This is a genomic window from Burkholderia sp. USMB20 (assembly GCF_000949135.2).
GTDB lineage: Bacteria > Pseudomonadota > Gammaproteobacteria > Burkholderiales > Burkholderiaceae > Burkholderia.
The window spans coordinates 570,984-589,550 of record NZ_JTAN02000021.1; the positions used below are offsets into that span (position 1 = coordinate 570,984).

Here is an 18,567-nt window from a genome sequence, read left to right on the forward strand (position 1 = left end):
CGCGCGACCCCGCCCCTACACTTGCGCCGAACTTTGGTCACCCGTCCCACACGCAGGAGCTGTTACATGCACAAAACGAACAAAACCCTGATTGCCGCCGCATCGGCCGCCGCACTCTTCGCCCCGCTCGCGCACGCCCAGAGCTCGGTCACGCTGTACGGCCTGATCGACGCCGGCATCGCGTACACCAACAACGCCGGCGGCGCATCGCTGTGGCGCATGACCTCCGGCACGGTCAACGGCAGCCGCTTCGGCCTGCGCGGCACGGAAGATCTCGGCGGCGGCCTGAAGGCGCTGTTCGTCCTGGAGAACGGCTTCAACGTGAACAACGGCGCGCTCGGGCAGGACGGCAAGCTGTTCGGCCGCCACGCGTATGTCGGCCTGACCAGCAGCGGCTACGGCACGCTGACGCTCGGCCGCCAGTACGACACGATGGTCGACTTCGTCGCGCCGCTGTCCGCGACGGCCGGCGACTTCGGCGATACCGGCTTCGCACATCCGTTCGACAACGACAACCTGAACCACTCGGTGCGCATCAACAACGCGGTGAAGTACACGAGCGACACGATCGCGGGCTTCAAGGTCGGCGCGCTGTACGGTTTCTCGAACTCCACGAACTTCGCCGGCAATCGCGCGTACAGCGTCGCGGCGAGCTACACGAACGGCCCGCTGAAGCTGGCCGGCGCGTACCTGCAGATGAACGGCACGAAGGGCTCGACGAGCGCGAGCCCGGGCGCGACCGACGTGGCCGAAGCGAAGAGCGTGAGCCAGGGCGGCTGGTCGGTGGGCGCGGACCGCATGCGCTCGTACGGCGGCGGTGTCAGCTACGTGTTCGGTCCGGCGACGGTCGGCTTCGTCTATACGCGCTCCCAGTACGACAACTCGGGCTCGTTCGGTTCCACCGGCCAGGTCGCGTTCAACAACTACGACGTGAACGTGCGCTATGCGGTGACGCCGGCCGTCAGTCTCGGCGCGGCCTACGTGTACACGGACGCCAGCGTGTCGAACCCGGACAGCAAGCACGGCACCGATCCGAAGTGGCACCAGGTCGACCTGCAGGCCGTGTACAAGCTGTCGCGCCGCACCGACCTGTACGCGGAAGCGATGTACCAGCACGCGTCGGGCCGCGGCTACCAGGCCTTCATCAACACGTCGGGCGGCGCCTCGAGCACCGCGAACCAGATCGTCGGCACGATCGGCATGCGCACGCGGTTCTGAGTTCCGCGCCGCGTAAGCGCCCGTCGCCCGTCCGCCGGGACCCTGTCCTGGCGGACGGGTTCGCGCGCTGTGGGCGACCTGCACCAATGTTGTTCCATCTGGAAAGCTGCCTGCCCGGAATCGGGGTTTTTGTGCGCGCGTGTGCTGCATAGACTGGCATCGACGGTTCGGATCGCGCGTCGATCACCGGACCGGCCTCACACCCCGTCTACTGGAGAACATCGTGAAATCGCTCGTCGTTACCGCCGCCGCTGCCGTCCTGCTTGCCGCACCGGCCCTGTCGTTCGCTCAGTCCGCCAAGGTGCCCGTCACGCGCGCACAGGTGCTGCAGGAGCTCTACGACCTCGAATCGGTCGGCTACAACCCGTCGCTCGGCGACGCCGGCAATTATCCGGACGACATCATGGCCGCGCAGGAACGCCTGGCAGCAAAACGGCTCGCCGAGCACAAGGCCGCCCAACGCGCATATGGCCCGGCCGGTGCGGGCGCAACGGAATCGGGCGTGGCGGCAAAGCCCGCGCTGTGAAGACACGCAGCAACGCCGCACCCGCGTGACATGCGTCCCGCGGGCGCGGCGGAAATCGCGCGAACCGGTCCGTCACGATGGATGCGGCCGGACAGCGTGCCGTCCGGCACGCGGCCATCCCGTCTTGGATTCGCGCTCGGGCTGCCTGATCAGGCAGCCTGCGGCTCGCGGTCGATCGCGTTCAGCATCTCGACGTCGCGGGCAATCATCCCCGGCACCTGCGCACGCAGCATCTCGACCCAGGTGCGCACCTTCGCGTCGATGAAGCGGCGTGACGGATACAGCGCATACACGTTCATCTTCTGCAGGATGTGCCCGGGCAGCACGCGCACGAGCGTACCGTCCTGCAGCGCGTCGATCGCCGCATACAGCGGCAGCATGCCGATCCCGATACCGTCGCGGATCGCGAGCGCGAGCGACTCGGCCGTATTGGTCTGCACCGGCCCGGTGACATGGATCTGCTCGATGCCGTCGGCGCCTTCGAGCACCCATTCGTGGGTCGGGAACGCCGGCGTGCAAAGTGTCAGGCACGCGTGCGCGCCGAGATCCTGCGGGCGGACCGGCGCGCCGTGGCGCTTCACGTACTCGGGCGACGCGCACAGGATGCTGAAGGTCGAGCCGAGCAGGTGCGACACGAGCTCCGAATCGGGCAGCGACGATGCGGTCACGACCGCCATGTCGCTTGTGCCGTCGAACAGGTCGGGCATGCGCTGCGACAGCGACAGCTCGATCGACACGTCCGGATATTGCGTGTGGTAGCGCGTGAGCGCGGGCATCACGTAGTGATGGCCGACGCTCGCGAAGCTGTGCATGCGCAGCACGCCAGCCGGCCGTTCGTGCGCGCAGCTCGCCTCCTCCTCGGCGCGATCGACGTCGGCAAGAATCTGGCGGCAGCGCCGCAGATAGCTTTCGCCGGCCGACGTCAGCGCGAGGCGGCGCGTCGAGCGATTCATCAGACGGGTGCGCAGGCGCGCCTCGAGTTCCGACACCGCGCGCGACATCGCGCCGGTCGTCGAATTCAGCGATTGCGCGGCCGCGGTGAAACTGCCCGTCTCGACGACGCGCGTAAACACCCGCATGTTTTGTAGGGTATCCATTCCTGTGAGCCACCTGTAGCGGAGCCGCTATTTTCCTCCAGCGGGTGCGACAGATTGTTACGCGGCCTGCAACTATCGTTTCCCCGTAGCTGCGTTAATGCCCGCGCGCCGCACTCCTACAATCGGCGCCTCACCAGTCGAACGGACCCGTCCGGACGCGCCGCGGCACCGCACGCGCCCCGCTTTTTTTCATGAAGCCACAACCTGCGATCGAGCGACCTGCCATCGAACCGGCCCGATGGAGAACCTGGCTCGATCCGCTCGGCGGCGCCGCGCGCGACTGGGCCGCGACCGACGGGCTGATCTGGCTGCACCTCGCCAAGACCGTGCTCGCCGCGCTGCTCGCGATGGGGATCGCGATGCGCCTCGAGATGTCGCAGCCGCGCACGGCGATGACGACCGTGTTCGTGCTGATGCAGCCGCTGTCGGGGATGGTGTTCGCGAAGAGCTTCTACCGCATGCTCGGCACGGCGGCCGGCCTCGTCGCCGCGCTCGCGCTCGGCGGGCTGTTCGCGCAGCAGCCTGAGCTGTACATGGCCGGCATCACGCTGTGGGTCGGCGGCTGCATCGCGCTCGCGGTGCGCAACCGCCATTTCCGCTGGTACGGGTTCGTGCTCGCCGGCTACACCGCCGCACTGATCGGCCTGCCCGCGGTGATGACGCCGCAGACGCTGTTCCAGTCCGCGCTCACGCGCGCCGCGGAAGTCGCGCTCGGCATCGCATGTTCCGGCGCGGTCAGTGCGCTGATCCTGCCGCTCAGTTCCGCGAAAGCGCTGATGCGCTCGCTGAGCGCGCGTCATGTGAAGTTCGCGGCGTTCGCGGCCGGCGCGCTGTCGGGCGACCTCGCGCGCGGCGACTTCGAGCGGCGCTTCGCCGATTTCGTCGACGAGATCGTCGGGTTCGAGGCCAACCGCGCGTTCGCGTCGTTCGAGGATCCGCACATTCGCGCGCGCAGCCGCCGGCTCGCGCGGCTCAACAGCGAGTTCATGAATGCATGCACGCGCCTGCATGCGCTGCACCAGCTCGTCAAACGCCTGCGCGCGAACCGGTCGGACGCGGTGCTCGACGCACTCGCGCCGCACATCGATGCGCTCGCGCAGCGGATCACCGCATTGCGCGACGAGCGGCAGCGCGGCATCGCGTCGACCACCGGCGCACTGCTCGAACTGCGCCGCTTTCACGCCGCGTTGCCGAAGGCCGCGCGCGCGTCGCGCCGTGCGATCGAGGATCACGCGGCCGGCGGCCTGCTCGACTTCGATACTGCGATCGAGCTGATGTATCGCTTCATCGGCGAGTATCTCGGCTACGCCGACACCAACGCGTCGCTCGATCGCGACGATCACGCGTTCGAACGCTCGGTCACGCACTACGCGGTGAAGACCAATTCGTTCTTCGTCGGCTTCGCGTTCCTGCGCACGCTCGTCGCTGTCGGCGCGATGAGCGCGTTCTGGCTCGCGTCCGAATGGCCGAGCGGCTCACTCGCCGTGATTGCCACCGCGATCGCGTGCGCGCTGAGCTCGACGTCGCCGCGCGCACCGAAGTTCGTCGCGCAGATGGGCGTCGGCGCGGCGTTCGCGACGGCGGTCGGCTACGTGTTCCTCTGCTACGTCTATCCGAACATCGACGGTTTTCCGCTGCTGTGCGCGGCACTCGCGCCGGTGCTCGGCCTCGGCGCGTTTCTCGCGATGCGCCCGGGCCTGTCGGGCTACGGGATCGGCTTCGCGGTGTTCTTCTGCCTGCTCGCGGGCCCCGACAACGCGATCGCGTATACGCCCGAGGTGCTGATCAACAACGGCTTCGCCGTCGTCGTCGCGATGCTCGCGTGCTCGATCGTGTTCGCCGTGGTGTTTCCGACCCACATGCCGTGGCTCACGTCGCGGATCGCGCATGACCTGCGCCGCCAGGTCACGTTCGCGTGCGAAGGCGCGCGCGACGGGCTCGCCGCGCGCTTCCAGTCGAGCACGCACGACCTGATGGCGCAGCTGCGCACGCTGCTCGTCAAGCGCACGCGACAACATCGCGACGCACTGCGCTGGATGCTGTCGACGCTCGAAGTGGGCCATGCGGTGATCGACCTGCGCGACGAGCTGCACGGGTTCTGCGAATCGAAACCGCCGCAGACGCTGCGCTGGACCGCCTCGGTCGACGCGGTGCTGCACGAGTTGCCGCGCTTCTTCGACGATCCGACGCCCGGCCATCATGCGCGCACGCTCAAATCGGTGAACCTGTCGATCCGCGCCGCGCAGCACACGCTGCACGCGTGGTACGCGGTGCCCGACGAACGCCACCGCATGCAGCGCATCGTCGGCTGCCTGCACTTCATCCGCAGCGCGCTGCTGGACAAGGATGCGCCGTTCAACCGCCATCGTCATTGAGCGCCGACAAGGGTCGGCGGGAGATCGATGCGTACGCAACGTCACCCTTGTTCCGATTGGAAATAAGCTCTGCACCCGCGGTGATTAATTTCCAGGCAGGGCGAGCCTATAGTTTCCTCACTGCCAGCGAGACTGGCACTGACCCAGGAGAAACCGAAATGAAGCCGCTGCACCTCGCCCTCGTTGCCCTGTCGCTCACCGCCGCCGTCGCGCACGCCCAGAGCGCGCCGGCCGACGTCGCGCAACAACCGGCGAACCGCGCCGAAGCCGTCCAGGCCTCGGGCCGCGTCGATCGTGCGCAATCGAAGCAGGAAGACCCGAACGCATGCGTGGGCCCCGTCAGCTTCTGCAACGTCTACTTCGGCAGCTGAGCATGACGCCGCGTCGTCACGGCCGGGCTCGCCGCGCGCACATCGCACGTATCACACGTATCGCCTGCGCGCGTGCACGACGAGCCGGCCGATCGCCGCAACGACACTGCCCGCCACGCCGCTTCGATTGAAGCGGCGCATGCCGTTTCAGGCGCCGCGCCCCGGCCGCCACCCCACTTCGCGCAACGCATCCAGCAAGCGCGCCTGCCCCAGCCCTTCGACCCGCGCGCCGCGCGACTCGACGTCGCTCCCGGCGACCAGCGCATTCACGATCGCTTCCTCCACCGCTTCCGCCGCGGCGACGAACAGTGCGGAGATGTGGTCGTTGTTCACCATCTTCACGGCCGTCGTCGGCGCGCCCTTGCTGCCGTAGTTCGCGGCGGGCAAGCCGTCGTTCCCCGTTGCGAACGCAAGGAAAATGTCGCCGCTCGAATCCTCGGTGCCGCCGCCGACGCGTGCCAGCCCGACGCTCGCACGCTGCGCGAGGCGCGTGCATTGATGCGGCAGCAGCGGCGCGTCGGTCGCGATCGTGACGACGATCGAACCCATCCCGGCCTCGCCCTGCCCGTCGGGCGCGCGAAACGGCGAAGGCACGTGCCGCAGCACGTCGCCGACCGGATAACCGGCCACGCGCAGCATCGCGCGCACGCCGTAGTTCGCCTGCACGAGCGCGCCGACGGTCCAGCCGCCCGCGTCGGCCGTCACCACCCGCGACGCGGTGCCGATGCCGCCCTTGAACTCGTGGCAGATCATGCCGGTGCCGCCGCCCACGCCGCCTTCGGCGACCGGCCCCGACTGCGCGGCGGCCAGCGCGCGCAGCACGTGCTCGGCACGCACGTGCTGCCCCCAGATGTCGTTGAGCAGGCCGTCGTAGGTTTCCATCACGACCGGCATGCACCAGTACACGCGGCCGGCCGCCGCCTCGCGTTCGTTCGCGACCAGCGCATCGCGCACCGCGCCGACGCTGTGCGTGTTCGTATAGGCGATCGGCGTCGTCAGCAGGCCGGCTTCGCGGATCCATTCGAGCCCGGTCGCGTCGCCGTTGCCGTTCAGCACATGGACGCCCGCGAAGCACGGCGAATCGTGCGCGGCACCCGCGCGCGGCTCGATGACAGTCACGCCGGTGCGGATCGATTCATCGCCGTTCTCGACGTTCAGCGTGCAATGTCCGACCCGCACGCCCGGTACGTCCGTGATCGCGTTGAAGCGGCCCGGCGTGCCGAGTCCGATGCGGATGCCGAGATCCCTCGTGCGCATGATGCAATTCCTCCAGTCTTTCAATGGTTCGGTGTGCGAGTGGTTCAGAGCGAGCGGAACGCATCGCTGTGGCGCGCCCAGACTGCATACATCGCGAGTGCGGCCACCAGCAGCGCGCCGATGATGATCAGGTCGGTCGGCTTGGTCGCCGTCGCCAGCGTCGTGTAGAGCGTGTACGCGGCACCCGCGACCGCGACGAGCGGCGTCACGGGCCACAGCGGCATCCGGTAATGATGCTCGACGTCGCGGCGCACGAGCCGGCTCGCGAGCGCGGCCAGCCCGACGACCAGGTAGATCAGCAGCAGCAGGTCGACCGTGAACGCGGTCAGCTCGTCGAGGCTCGACACGAACACCAGCCCCGACGACGGCACGGCGAGCGCGAGCGTCGCGAGCCACGGCGATTCGAAGCGCGGATGGATCGTCGAGAACGCGCGGTTGCAGGTGCGCGACCAGAGCGCATGGCGGCCGCTGCTGTATAGCAGGCGCCCCATCGTGATCACGATCGCGATGATCGCGTTGAATACCGACAGGAAGATCCCGCCGCTGACCGCGCGCGACACCGCCGGGTTGCTCAGCGAGCGCACGACATAGCCGATCGGGTCGGCGCTCTTCGTCAGTTCCGTCAGCGACGGCGCGCCGAGCACGATCGCGGTGAGCGGAATCAGTTCGACGACGAGGATCACCAGCAGCGAGTAGATCACCGCCTTCGCGACGTTGCGGTTGCCGCCGCGCAGGTCTTCCGCGAGATAGGCGGCGGAGCCGAAGCCGTTGTAGCAGAAGATCGCCGTGCCGATCGCGGGCACGATCGCCGCGAGCGTGGCCGGCACCAGCGCATTGCCGCTCGCGACCACCGGCGCGACCAGTGCGTCCGCGCCGCGATGCGGCGAGCCGAAGCCGAGCCCCGCAATCAGCATCAGCACGCCGATCTCGACGACGAGAAACGCGCCGGTGATCCACGCGTTCGTCTTGATGTTCAGCATGCCGAGCACGTAGCTGAGCAACACGATCGTCAATGCGACCGACTGGTTGCTGAAGTGCGTGCCGAGCGCGTTGTTCAGGTAGGGCGCGGCACCGCTCGCGAGCACCGCAGGAATGAACACGCTGACGGACAGCACCGTGATGAAGGTCAGATAGCCGGGCAGCGTGCCGAACACCCGTTTGGCCATCACGTATTCGCCGCCCGCGCTGCGGTGCGCGGCGCTGAGCTCCGCGTAGCAGAGCGCGAACGCGAGCGCGAGCACGCCGCCGAGCAGGAACGACAGCACCGCGCCGCTGCCGGCCTGCTGGATCGCGAACGGCGCGATCACGAAGATCGAGCTGGCAGGCGTCACGCCCGACACGGTGATCATCACCGCGTCGCGCACGCTGAGCGTCTGCGACAACGCGCGCGGCGCGCCTTCCGTGGCAGGCGTCGCTTGCAGCGTGCCCGTCGATTCCGACATCATCGCCATTTCGTTCTCCTGTTGCTTCTGTCCTGCGCTTTTTTGAACACCCATACTCGGGCCCGATTGATTGCGTGGCAGTCTAGGAAGCCAATTTCAGGACCGCTATTCCCCCTTCGTGTTACACCCTTCGGTGGTGATATGGATCGACTCTTCTCCGAAATCGCGATGCACCAGGCGCTCGGCCGCGCGATCGATCATCTCGGCCAGCCGCGCTTCTGGCGTTTCCTGGTGCTGCTGCTCAACGAAATGGTGCCGTTCGACAACGCGCTCGCGACCGCGATCGGCCGCGACGGCGTGCCGCTCGTCCTCGACGAATACGACACGGGCGGCACCGACAGTGCGTCGCCGGTGCCGCTTTACCTCAACGGGTTGTATCTGCTCGATCCGTTCCTGCAGGCCGCGCACGACGGGCTCGCCGACGGCTGCTACCGGCTCGAGGAGGTCGCGCCCGACCTGTTCCGGCAGAGCGAGTATTTCCTGAACTACTTCCGCCACGCGGTCGGCGACGATGAAATCCAGATCCTGCTGCGGCCGAACCCCGACCTGCTGCTGTCGTTGTCGCTCGGCGCGGCCGCGCGCTTCGACGTCGAACCGCTCGGCAAGCTGACGGCCGCGATGCCGTGGGTGCTCGCGACGATCCGGCAGCACTGGCGGCTGGTGGGCGATGCCGCGCGCGTGACACCCGACGACGATCTCGGCGCGCGCGTCGAGCAGGCGCTCGCGCGCTTCGGCGCGGGCGTGCTGACCGATCGCGAGATGTCGATCGCGCGAATGGTGCTGCGCGGCAATTCGTCGAAGGCGATCGCCGAGCGGCTGGCGATTTCACCGGAAACGGTGAAGGTGCATCGGCGGCATCTTTACGCGAAGCTCGGGATCTCGTCGCAGCCGGAGCTGTTTTCGCGGTTCATTCAGGCGCTTGGAGAGGATGCGGCGGGGTAAGCGCGACACGCCGCCGCGTTACGACAATGCGACGTCCGCCGCCAGCCCGGTCGGCGCGATCGCCACGTGCAGGGCGCGCTCGGGCCGCAACGTCACGTTCAGCGCCGCGCGCGGCGCCGCCATGCCGGGCGGCACGGACAATTCATGGCGCTGCAGGATCATCGCCGCCACCACCGTCATCTCCGTCATCGCCAGATGCTGCCCGAGGCACACGCGCGGCCCCGTGCCGAACGGCATGTAAGCGCCGCGCGGAATCGCCGGTGCGTCGTCGGCGAAGCGCTCGGGCCGGAAGGCCCGCGGTTCCGGAAACCATCGTGCATCGTGATGCATCAGCTGAATCGGCAGCATGAACAGCGTCCGCGCGGGAAACCGCCATGCGCCCAGCGCGACCGGCCGCAATGCGCGACGGCTGATCAGGATCGGTGCCGCCGGATACAGGCGCATCGTTTCCTCGAGCGTCTGCGTCAGGTAGCGCAACGCGGGGCGCGTGTCGGCGGTCGGCGCACGGCCGCCCAGCACGCGCACGACCTCGTCGCGTGCGGCGGCCTGCGCGGCCGGATTCGCGGCCATGTTCCACACCCACCAGGTCAGCGTGGCCGCGGCCGTCTCGTGGCCGGCCAGGAATGCCGTCATGCACTCGTCGTGCACGGCCCGCAGCGGCCATGCGTGCCCGTCGGCACGGTGCAGCCGCAACAGGCGCGACAGCAGGTCGTCCGGCCAGCCGTGCTCCGGCATGTCGAGACGCGCACGCAGTTGCCGGTCGATCAGTCCGTTCAGCACCGCCAGCGCCCGCGCCTTGCCGCGCTTCCACGGCATCCAGTCCGGCGCGCTGGCCGGCTGGTAGAACTCCGCGTTCGCCGCCGCGCCGACCGTGCGCACGGCCTCTTCGGCAACGCGCGCGTGTGCGCCGATCGAATCCGAGAACATCGTGCGCATGATCACGTCCATCGCCAGCGACGTCAGCGCGCTCTCGACCGGCCAGTGTGCGTCGCACGCGGGCCACTGCGCGAGCGCACGACCGGCTGTCGCGGCGATCGACGGCACGAACGCCTGCACCGGCTTCGGCGCGAAGTTCGCCTGCAGCGCGTGCCGCTTGTCGCGCCATGCGTCGCCCTCGGCGACCAGCACGCTGTGCCCGTGAACCCGCGAGAACACGCGGATGCCGCGTTCCCAGCGCACGAACGCATCGTGATGCGTGACCAGCAGCTCGCGCACGAGCGCGGGATCGGTCACGACCACCGCATGTTCGGGCCACATGCGCAGGTGCACGACGTCGCCATGCGCACGCTGCCAGCCTGCTAGCGCGCCGGCCAGGTCGCGCGACATCGCGCGCAGCAGCGGCCACCCCGTCAGGCCGGCACGCGGCCCCGGCGGCCATACGCCGGGCGGGTGAAGCACGGGCGACGCATCAGCGGCGTCCGCATGAAACGGGCATCGGGAAGAGGATCGTGGGTTCATGCTCCGGATTGTCCGGATCGACACGCTGCCGGTCTTGAACGCAAACGACATCGACACGTGCGGCGCCGGTCCCTATACTCCGGCGTCATGCCCTCCGGTCCGTCTCCGAATCCGACACCGTGTCCCGATCCGCACGCGCGTGCGCCGCGCGTGCGGTGCGACGGCCGATCGCCGCCCACGCGACTGTATCCGCCGCCGGCCGCGCTGCGAGGCGCGGTCGTCGCGATCGTCTGCCGCGACACGCGCGGCTTCACGTTGAGCGACGCGCAGCGGCTCACGCATTTCCCCGCGTCGCCGATCGTCTGCCTGTCGTGGTATCGCGGCTTCGACGTCGGGCTCGTCCGGCCCACGGGCGACGGCCCCGTATGGCGGCCGTTCGGCGCATCGGCGACGCTGTCGGGCAGCCAGTCGATGCCGGTCGCGAGCTGGGCGCCGACGGGCGGACAAGGCGGCATCGTCTGCCTGCATGCCGATGCTGCGCGCGCGCTGTTCGGCGTCGCGCTACCGACGATCCACGACACCTTCGTCGACGCACATGCATGCCTCGACGACAGCTGGCGGCCGCTGCTCGATGCGCTCGCCGGTGCCGAGCACGACGACGACGCACTGGCCGCGCTCGACCGACACCTCGCGCCGCGCTGGCATGCGCTGCGCGGCAGCGTGTCGCCGCTGTCGTCGCTGCGCGATGCCGGGCGCAGCTGGGTCGGGCGTCTCGCGTCGATCGCGCGCGAATGGCGGCACACCCACAGCCCGCGCCAGGTGGAACGGCGCATCAAGGCGTACAGCGGGCGCTCGTTGCGCGACTGGCAAATGCTGGTGCGCACCGAAGGCGTGTTCTTCGCCGCGCGCGACCTGCAGGACGCCGGACAACCGGTCGACTGGGCCGCGCTCGCGCTGGACGAAGGGTTCGCCGACCAGGCGCACCTGAGCCGCGCGACGCGGCGCATCACGGGCTTCTCGCCAACCGAGTTCGTGCGGCGCTTCGCCGAGGACGAATCGTTCTGGATGTACCGGCTCTGGGTGTGACCTGCCGCTGCACGTCGCGCGTCAACCGCCCGATTCGATGAACCCGCCATCGGGCGCCTGATGCGGCACGTACCAGCCGAAATACACCTCGGCCTCGACGATCCGGCCGTCGCGCACCCGCAACCGCTCCGCATTCCGGAACCGCCTGCCGGCGGTCGTCGCGGCTTCGTACACGACGAACACGTATTCGCCGTGCACGGCGACGTCGACGAACTCGAAACCGGCGAGCATCGCGCTGTTCGGCCAGCAGCGCGCGAGATACGCGTCGCGATCGAGCCGGTTGTCGAGCGGGCTCGTGAAATGGAAGTCCGGCGCGATCAGCGCTTCGATCGCATCGCGGTCCTTGTCGACATACGCGCGATAGCTGGCGCGCGCAACCTCACCGGGGTCCTCTGGCATCGTCGTTACCTCCGCAAAGAGTCGGGGCGACGCGACGGCACGCGTCGCCCCGAGGCATCGATGAAACGCGGGCGGGCGGCACGCGCGAGCGCGGCCCATCCTGCGTTCACAGATGAGCGCGCCCGCCCGGCGCGATGCCATTCGCGAAAACCCGCACCGGCCGGTCCGCACGCGACGCACCGCGCGTTCTGCCGCAGGCAGCCGCATTCAGCCGTAGGCAGCCGATGCCCCCGCTGCCGCGGTTGCCCGTTTTCGCACGCGCGGGCATGATGTCCGGCAGCGTGCCGGCCGCACCCGTCCGCTTCGGCGGCCGTCGGCGGCGTCGGCGGCGCAATCGGCACGTCGCCCCTGCCGCCTCCGGCATCATCGAGCAATCCGCGTGCCGGTCCCGGCCGCCCCTCTCACCGAGCCCATGTCACTACGCGCATTCAGAACCCTGGTCGCGATCGCCCGCTACCGCACCTTCGCGCGCGCCGGCGAAGCGATCGGGCTCACGCAGTCCGCCGTGAGCCTGCAGGTCAAGACGCTCGAAAACGAATACGACGTCCGGCTGTTCGACCGTTCGCGCCGCCAGCCGGTACTCACCGAAGCCGGCAAGATCCTCGTCGCGCAGGCCGAGCAGGTGCTCGCGATGGTCGACCGGATTCCCGATGCGCTCAGCGACGAGAAGAAGCTCGTCGGCCGCCTGCGGATCGGCGCGATCCATACCGCGCTGTCCGGCCCGTTGCCCGATGCGCTGCTCGCGCTGCGCGATGCGCACCCGTCGTTGCGCGTGCACGTATCGGCCGGCATGTCGGCCGAACTGGCGAACCGCGTCGCGGCCGGCGAACTCGACGCGGCGATCACGACGCGCCCGGTGCGCCCGCATCCGGCGGAACTGACGTGGACCACGCTGTACGAAGACCGCTTCTGGCTGCTCGCGCCGCCGCACTACGCGGAGCGCGACGCGGGCACGCTGCTCGAGGCGCTGCCGTTCATCCGCTTCGACGCGCAGGCGTGGGCCGGCCGGATGATCGCCGCCGAGCTGCGCCGCATCGGCGTGCGCGTGCGCGAGGAGATGGTGCTCGACAGCGCGGAGACGATCGCGCGGATGGTGGCGCGCGGGCTCGGCGCGGCGATCGTAGCGCTCCCCGACGCGACGCTCGCGCGGCTGCCGCCCGTCACGCGCTTGCCGTTCGGCCAGCCGCAGATGGGCCGCGCGGTCGTGCTGCTCGAACACCAGTCGCGTCCGGCCGAGCGTTTCGCACGTGCGCTGGCCGCCGAAGTCAGTGCATCATCGATGAGAATTTCTCATTGAACACCCGATAATTCACCATTATTCCTGCTGCTTGCGCGTGTTAACTTGGCGGCATCGTCACTCTTTCGCTTGCGTGCCGCCATGTTGCCCGCCGGATGGATTCCCGCTTCGTTCCGCCGCGCCGCCCGCCGGCCGTTCGGCCCGCGTCGCCTGAAGGCGCGTCGATGATCGGCCCGATCGTGCTCGCGCTCGCGCCGGTCGCGCTGCTGGTCGCGCTCGGCCACGGCCTGCGGCGCACGGGCTTCATCGCCGATGCGTTCTGGCCGCACGCCGAGCGGCTTTGCTATTACGTGCTGCTGCCCGCGCTGTTCGCGCACGGTCTCGCGACTGCGCGGCTGCAAGCGCTGCCCGTCTTGCCGCTCGCGGCGGCGCTGGTCGGCTCGACCGTGCTCGTCGCGGCGCTGCTTCTGCTGGTCCGCCGGTTCGTGCAGGTCGACGGCGCCGGGTTCACATCGGTGTTCCAGGGCGCGGTGCGCTTCAACAACTATGTCGGCACCGCCCTCGCCGCCGGACTGTTCGGCGCGCACGGCATCGCGCTCGCGGCCGTGTGCGTCGCGGCGATCGTGCCGACCGTGAACCTGATGTGCGTGCTGGTGTTCGCGCGCTACGGCGACACGCGGCTCGGCGCGTGGGCGCTCGTGCGCCAGATCCTGTCGAATCCGCTCGTCGTCGGGTGCGCGCTGGGGATCGCGATGCAGGCCGCCGGCCTCGCGTTTCCGGCCGCCGTCGAACCGGCCGTGCGCGCGCTGGGCGCCGCATCGATGCCGCTCGGCCTGCTGTGCGTGGGCGCGGCACTGAAGTTCGACGCGGCGCGCGGATGGATGCAGCCGATGTGCATCGCGTCGGCGTTCAAGTTCATGGCGATGCCGCTCGCCACGCTCGCGGCCGGCCGCCTGTTCGGGCTCGGCGATGCCGCGCTGACCATCGCGCTGCTGTTCCAGGCGCTGCCGACTTCGTCCTCGTCGTACATCATGGCGCGCCAGCTCGGCGGCGACGCGCCGCTGATGGCCGGCATCACCGCGTTCCAGACGATCGCCGCCGCGCTCGCGATGCCGGCCGTGCTGACGGCGCTCGCGTCGGCGCCGGTGTTTCGCTGACGGCGTGGCACCGGCGCCGAACGCAACGACATCGGCGATTCAACCGCCACCGGACCGACCTGAATCCGCCCGTCGCGGAGTCGACGTCGTGCGCCGCGTGGTCGCACAGGCATTGCCGTCGCACTGCCCGGCGAGCCGTTGTCCGAGTCGCTGCTCGCGAGCAGCGCGCGTGATCGCGGGCGTCACGCTGCCCCATCGCGCGCCGCGTTGATGCACGGCAGCACCTGCGGCGCCACTTCGCGCCGCTGCGGGGACGGATGTCGAATACCGCTGCGCGCGCAACCCCCGCGACGTCGCGCGACGCCTACGCGCCGCCGATGCGCCCCCGGTTCTTCTCGCAGCCCCGCGAAAAACCGCCTATGGTGAATGAAGCGGGTCCGTTCCGCCGTCATTCGACTTCGCGTCGCTCGCACCGGCGGCCACGGCGCCGCGTTCCGGCACCATTCCCCGCGCTCGCGCGCACGCCCGGCCGTGCGCGCGAGCGCGCCGCCCACCGGACTACAAGGAGGTAATCATGAAAGCCGTGCTGCTCGTCAGCTCCGCCCTGCTCGCCATGGCGTCCGTTTCGGCCTCGGCGCAAGGCTCGATCACCAAGGTCGAAAACGGCGCGCTCGTCGCCGCGAACGGAATGACCGTCTACACCTTCGACCAGGACAAGCCCAACGCCGGCACCAGCGCATGCAAGGGCCAATGCGAGTCCTTCTGGCCGCCGTACAAGGCCAGCGCGACCGACGTCCCGGTCGGCCCCTATACGATCGTCAAGCGCGACGACGGCAGCCCGCAATGGGCCTACAAGGGCAAGCCGCTGTACTTCTTCGCGAAGGACATGAAACAGGGCGACCGCAACGGCGACAACTTCAAGAACATGTGGCACGTGGTCGCGCCGTAAGCGTTCTTTCCCCGTCTTCAGCCTCGGCACGACCGCCGCACATGTAAAAAGGCCCGCCCCGATCGTCGACCGGGGCGGGCTCGTGCGCTCTTGCGCGGGCCGCTGGGCGACACACGCCGAGTGGCGCGCGTCGCGTTGCGGCCGGATCGCGCGTCAGCGCGTCAGCGGTTCGACGGGAAGCTGAACACCGTCCCTTCGCGCACGCCGGCCGACGGCCAGCGCTGCGTGATCGTCTTGCGCTTCGTATAGAACCGCACCGCATCCGGGCCGTACGCGTGGAGATCACCGAACAGCGAGCGCTTCCAGCCGCCGAACGAGTGGTACGCGACCGGCACCGGCAGCGGCACGTTGATGCCCACCATGCCGATCTGGATGTTGTCGCTGAAGTAGCGCGCCGCTTCGCCGTCACGCGTGAACAGGCACGTGCCGTTGCCGTATTCGTGCGCGTCGATCAGCGCCATCGCCTCGTCGAGCGACTTCAGGCGGATCACGCCCAGCACCGGCCCGAAGATCTCGTGCTGATAGATCGGCATGCCGGGCTTCACGTTGTCGAACAGGCACGGGCCGAGGTAGTAGCCGCCGTCGTGGCCGTCGACCTTCACGCTGCGGCCGTCGACGACGAGCGTCGCGCCGGCCGCCACGCCCGCCTCGACGAAGCCCGTCACCTTCTCGAAATGCTGCTGCGTGACGAGCGGCCCCATGTCGACGCCGGCCCCGTTGCCCGGGCCGACCTTCATCTTCGCGATCTCGGCCCGCAGGCCTTCGACCACCTTGTCGCCGGTTTCCTCGCCGATCGCGACGACCAGCGGAATCGCCATGCAGCGCTCGCCGCACGAGCCGTACGCGGCGCCCATCAGCGCGTTCACCGCGTTGCCGATGTCGGCGTCGGGCATCACGACCGCGAAGTTCTTCGCGCCGCCGAGCGCCTGCACGCGCTTGCCGTGCGCGCAGCCGGTCGAGTAGATGTATTCGGCGATCGGCGTCGAGCCGACGAAGCTCACCGCCTTCACGCGCGGGTCGGTCAGGAGCGTGTCGACGGCTTCCTTGTCGCCGTTCACGACGTTCAGCACGCCCGGCGGCAGGCCGGCCTCGAGCGCGAGCTCGGCCATGCGCAGCGTCGACGACGGCGTGCGCTCGGACGGCTTCAGCACGAACGTGTTGCCGCACGCGACGGCCATCGGCCACATCCACAGCGGCACCATCACCGGGAAGTTGAACGGCGTGATGCCGGCGGCCACGCCGAGCGCCTGGAATTCGCTCCACGAATCGATCGCGGGGCCGACGTTCTTGCTGTGCTCGCCCTTCAGCAGCTCGGGCACGTAGGACGCGTATTCGACGTTCTCGATCCCGCGCTGCAGTTCGCCCATCGCGTCGGCGAGCACCTTGCCGTGCTCGGCGGTAATCAGCGCGCACAGTTCGTCCGCATGCTCCTCGAGCAGCGTCTTGAAGCGGCTCATCACGCGCGCGCGCTTCAGCGGCGGCGTATTGCGCCACGCCGGGAACGCGGCCTGCGCGGACGCGATCGCGGCTTCGACGGTCAGCTTGTCGGCGAGCGCGACGCTCTTGTGCGATTCGCCGGTAGCCGGGTCGAACACCGGCTGGACGCGGCTGCCGCCGTCGACGCGCTTGCCGTCGATCAGGTGGCCGAGGGTGGAGGTCACATTGCTGTCGTGTTTCATCGTTCAGGCTCTTTCGTGAATTCGGTTGTCGCGGGAAAAGGGCCGCGGCTCAGTCCACTTCGTTCAGCGCATCGGACAGCGCGTTCACGAGGTTGTCGATCTCGCGCTTCTCGGCGATGAACGGCGGCGCGAGCTGGATCGTGTCGCCGCCGTAGCGCACGTAGAAGCCCTTCGCCCAGCAGCGCATCGCGATCTCGTACGGGCGCCGTGCCGGCTCGCCCGGCAGCGCCGCGATCGTCAGGCCGGCCGCCAGCCCGTAGTTGCGGATGTCGGTGATATGGCGCTGGCCCTTCAGCCCGTGCACGGCCGCCTCGAAATGCGGCGCGAGATCGCGCACGCGGGCCACCGCGTCTTCCTTCACGAGCAGGTCGAGCGCCGCGACGCCGGCCGCGCACGCGACCGGGTGCGCCGAATACGTGTAGCCGTGCGGGAACTCGAGCATGTACTCGGGGCCGCCCGCGGCCATGAACGTGTCGTAGATTTCCTTCGTCGCGATCACGCCGCCGAGCGGCTGCACGCCGTTCGTCACCTGTTTCGCGAAGTTCATGATGTCCGGCACCACGCCGAACGCGTCGGCGCCCGTCATCGCGCCGGCACGGCCGAAGCCCGTGATGACTTCATCGAAGATCAGCAGGATGTCGTGCGCGGTACAGATGTCGCGCAGGCGCTTCAGATAGCCCTTCGGCGGGATCACCACGCCCGCCGAGCCGGAGAACGGCTCGACGATCACGGCCGCGATGTTCGACGCGTCGTGCAGCGTGATCAGGTCGAGCAGGCGGTCGGCCAGGTCGGCGCCGTTTTCCGGCATCCCGCGCGAGAACCGGTTTTCCGCGAGCTGCGTGTGCGGCAGGAAATCGGCGTCGATCCCCTGGCCGAACAGCTTGCGGTTCGCGCCGATCCCGCCGACCGAGATGCCGCCGAAGTTCACGCCGTGATAACCCTTCTCGCGGCCGATCAGGCGCGTCTTGGTGCCCTTGCCCTTGGCGCGCCAGTACGCGCGGGCCATTTTCAGCGACGTGTCGGCCGCTTCCGAGCCCGAGCCGGTGAAGAACACGTAGTCGAGGCCGGCCGGCGTCAGGTCCTTGATCTTGTTCGCGAGCTCGAACGACTTCGGATGACCGAACTGGAACGCCGGCGCGTAGTCGAGCTGCGCGACCTGGCGGCTCACGGCTTCCGTGATTTCCGTGCGGCCGTGACCGAGGCCCGTGCACCACAGGCCCGACAGGCCGTCGAAGATCTTGCGGCCTTCGCCATCCGTGTAATACGCGTCCTTCGCCGACACGATCATGCGCGGATCGGACTTGAACTGGCGGTTCGCCGTGAACGGCATCCAGTGGGCGTCGAGCCACGCGGCGTCGGTGCGGAGGTTCGTCTCTTCCTGCTGCTTGGCGATGGTCGTATCGGTCATGTCGGTCGGCGCGGCGCGCCCCTCCTTCTTGTGTTGATGTTGCGCATTGTCGGGACGACAATTAGTCTCTTCAATATCGCAATATC

The 18,567-nt window shown here is 69.0% G+C and carries 16 protein-coding genes; 9 read left to right on the forward strand and 7 right to left on the reverse strand.

Going from position 1 to position 18,567, the window contains the following annotated elements:
• The first annotated feature begins 66 nt into the window (after positions 1–66).
• Together PL79_RS32880 and PL79_RS32885 are read left to right on the forward strand one after the other, a co-directional pair.
• A complete protein-coding gene (locus PL79_RS32880) occupies positions 67–1,218 on the forward strand; it encodes a porin (protein ID WP_044843051.1) in 1,152 nt (383 codons plus the stop codon).
• A gap of 223 nt (positions 1,219–1,441) precedes the next feature.
• A complete protein-coding gene (locus PL79_RS32885; RefSeq protein WP_044843050.1) occupies positions 1,442–1,744 on the forward strand; it encodes a DUF4148 domain-containing protein in 303 nt (100 codons plus the stop codon).
• A 149-nt stretch (positions 1,745–1,893) separates the two neighbouring features.
• Here the strand turns inward: PL79_RS32885 and PL79_RS32890 are convergent, their stop codons facing one another.
• The gene (locus tag PL79_RS32890; protein WP_044843049.1) at positions 1,894–2,841 is read right to left on the reverse strand and encodes a LysR family transcriptional regulator; all 948 of its coding nucleotides are present in this window, start codon (positions 2,839–2,841) and stop codon (positions 1,894–1,896) included.
• Positions 2,842–3,032: 191 nt separating this feature from the next.
• Here PL79_RS32890 and PL79_RS32895 point away from each other — a divergent pair, with 191 nt between their 5' ends.
• A complete protein-coding gene (locus tag PL79_RS32895; RefSeq protein ID WP_044843048.1) occupies positions 3,033–5,216 on the forward strand; it encodes an FUSC family protein in 2,184 nt (727 codons plus the stop codon).
• Between the two features lie 158 nt (positions 5,217–5,374).
• Positions 5,375–5,587 carry a hypothetical protein gene (locus tag PL79_RS32900; RefSeq protein WP_044843047.1) on the forward strand — a complete coding sequence of 71 codons (213 nt, stop codon included), beginning with the start codon at positions 5,375–5,377 and terminating at the stop codon, positions 5,585–5,587.
• A gap of 147 nt (positions 5,588–5,734) precedes the next feature.
• Here the strand turns inward: PL79_RS32900 and PL79_RS32905 are convergent, their stop codons facing one another.
• Complete coding sequence (locus PL79_RS32905; protein WP_044843046.1) at positions 5,735–6,844, reverse strand: DmpA family aminopeptidase; 1,110 nt, start codon at positions 6,842–6,844, stop codon at positions 5,735–5,737.
• Positions 6,845–6,888: 44 nt separating this feature from the next.
• Entirely contained in the window at positions 6,889–8,295 is a 1,407-nt protein-coding gene (locus PL79_RS32910; RefSeq protein WP_044843045.1) for an APC family permease, read from the reverse strand.
• A gap of 132 nt (positions 8,296–8,427) precedes the next feature.
• On the opposite strand from PL79_RS32910, the gene PL79_RS32915 reads away from it, so the two are divergent.
• Positions 8,428–9,228: a helix-turn-helix transcriptional regulator gene (locus PL79_RS32915; RefSeq protein ID WP_044843044.1), complete on the forward strand. Its 801-nt coding sequence runs from the start codon at positions 8,428–8,430 to the stop codon at positions 9,226–9,228.
• 18 nt (positions 9,229–9,246) lie between these two features.
• On the opposite strand, the gene PL79_RS32920 is transcribed toward PL79_RS32915, so the two are convergent.
• On the reverse strand, positions 9,247–10,554 hold the full coding sequence (locus tag PL79_RS32920; RefSeq protein ID WP_235879379.1) for a cytochrome P450: 1,308 nt from the start codon (positions 10,552–10,554) through the stop codon (positions 9,247–9,249).
• A 219-nt stretch (positions 10,555–10,773) separates the two neighbouring features.
• Here PL79_RS32920 and PL79_RS32925 point away from each other — a divergent pair, with 219 nt between their 5' ends.
• Positions 10,774–11,712, forward strand: a complete 939-nt coding sequence (locus tag PL79_RS32925; RefSeq protein WP_044843043.1) for a helix-turn-helix domain-containing protein — start codon at positions 10,774–10,776, stop codon at positions 11,710–11,712.
• Between the two features lie 21 nt (positions 11,713–11,733).
• Here PL79_RS32925 and PL79_RS32930 read toward each other — a convergent pair whose 3' ends face one another.
• Positions 11,734–12,111: a nuclear transport factor 2 family protein gene (locus tag PL79_RS32930; RefSeq protein ID WP_044843042.1), complete on the reverse strand. Its 378-nt coding sequence runs from the start codon at positions 12,109–12,111 to the stop codon at positions 11,734–11,736.
• A 412-nt stretch (positions 12,112–12,523) separates the two neighbouring features.
• Here PL79_RS32930 and PL79_RS32935 point away from each other — a divergent pair, with 412 nt between their 5' ends.
• The 3 genes from PL79_RS32935 to PL79_RS32945 all read left to right on the forward strand — a co-directional run bounded on the left by PL79_RS32935 (position 12,524) and on the right by PL79_RS32945 (position 15,394).
• Positions 12,524–13,408: a LysR substrate-binding domain-containing protein gene (locus tag PL79_RS32935; RefSeq protein ID WP_044843041.1), complete on the forward strand. Its 885-nt coding sequence runs from the start codon at positions 12,524–12,526 to the stop codon at positions 13,406–13,408.
• Between the two features lie 164 nt (positions 13,409–13,572).
• Positions 13,573–14,505: an AEC family transporter gene (locus PL79_RS32940; RefSeq protein WP_044843150.1), complete on the forward strand. Its 933-nt coding sequence runs from the start codon at positions 13,573–13,575 to the stop codon at positions 14,503–14,505.
• Between the two features lie 514 nt (positions 14,506–15,019).
• On the forward strand, positions 15,020–15,394 hold the full coding sequence (locus PL79_RS32945; RefSeq protein ID WP_044843040.1) for a COG4315 family predicted lipoprotein: 375 nt from the start codon (positions 15,020–15,022) through the stop codon (positions 15,392–15,394).
• Positions 15,395–15,555: 161 nt separating this feature from the next.
• Here PL79_RS32945 and PL79_RS32950 read toward each other — a convergent pair whose 3' ends face one another.
• Together PL79_RS32950 and PL79_RS32955 are read right to left on the reverse strand one after the other, a co-directional pair.
• The gene (locus PL79_RS32950) at positions 15,556–17,073 is read right to left on the reverse strand and encodes a CoA-acylating methylmalonate-semialdehyde dehydrogenase (protein ID WP_044843039.1); all 1,518 of its coding nucleotides are present in this window, start codon (positions 17,071–17,073) and stop codon (positions 15,556–15,558) included.
• A 49-nt stretch (positions 17,074–17,122) separates the two neighbouring features.
• On the reverse strand, positions 17,123–18,481 hold the full coding sequence (locus PL79_RS32955; protein ID WP_044843038.1) for an aspartate aminotransferase family protein: 1,359 nt from the start codon (positions 18,479–18,481) through the stop codon (positions 17,123–17,125).
• Between the last annotated feature and the right edge of the window lie 86 nt (positions 18,482–18,567).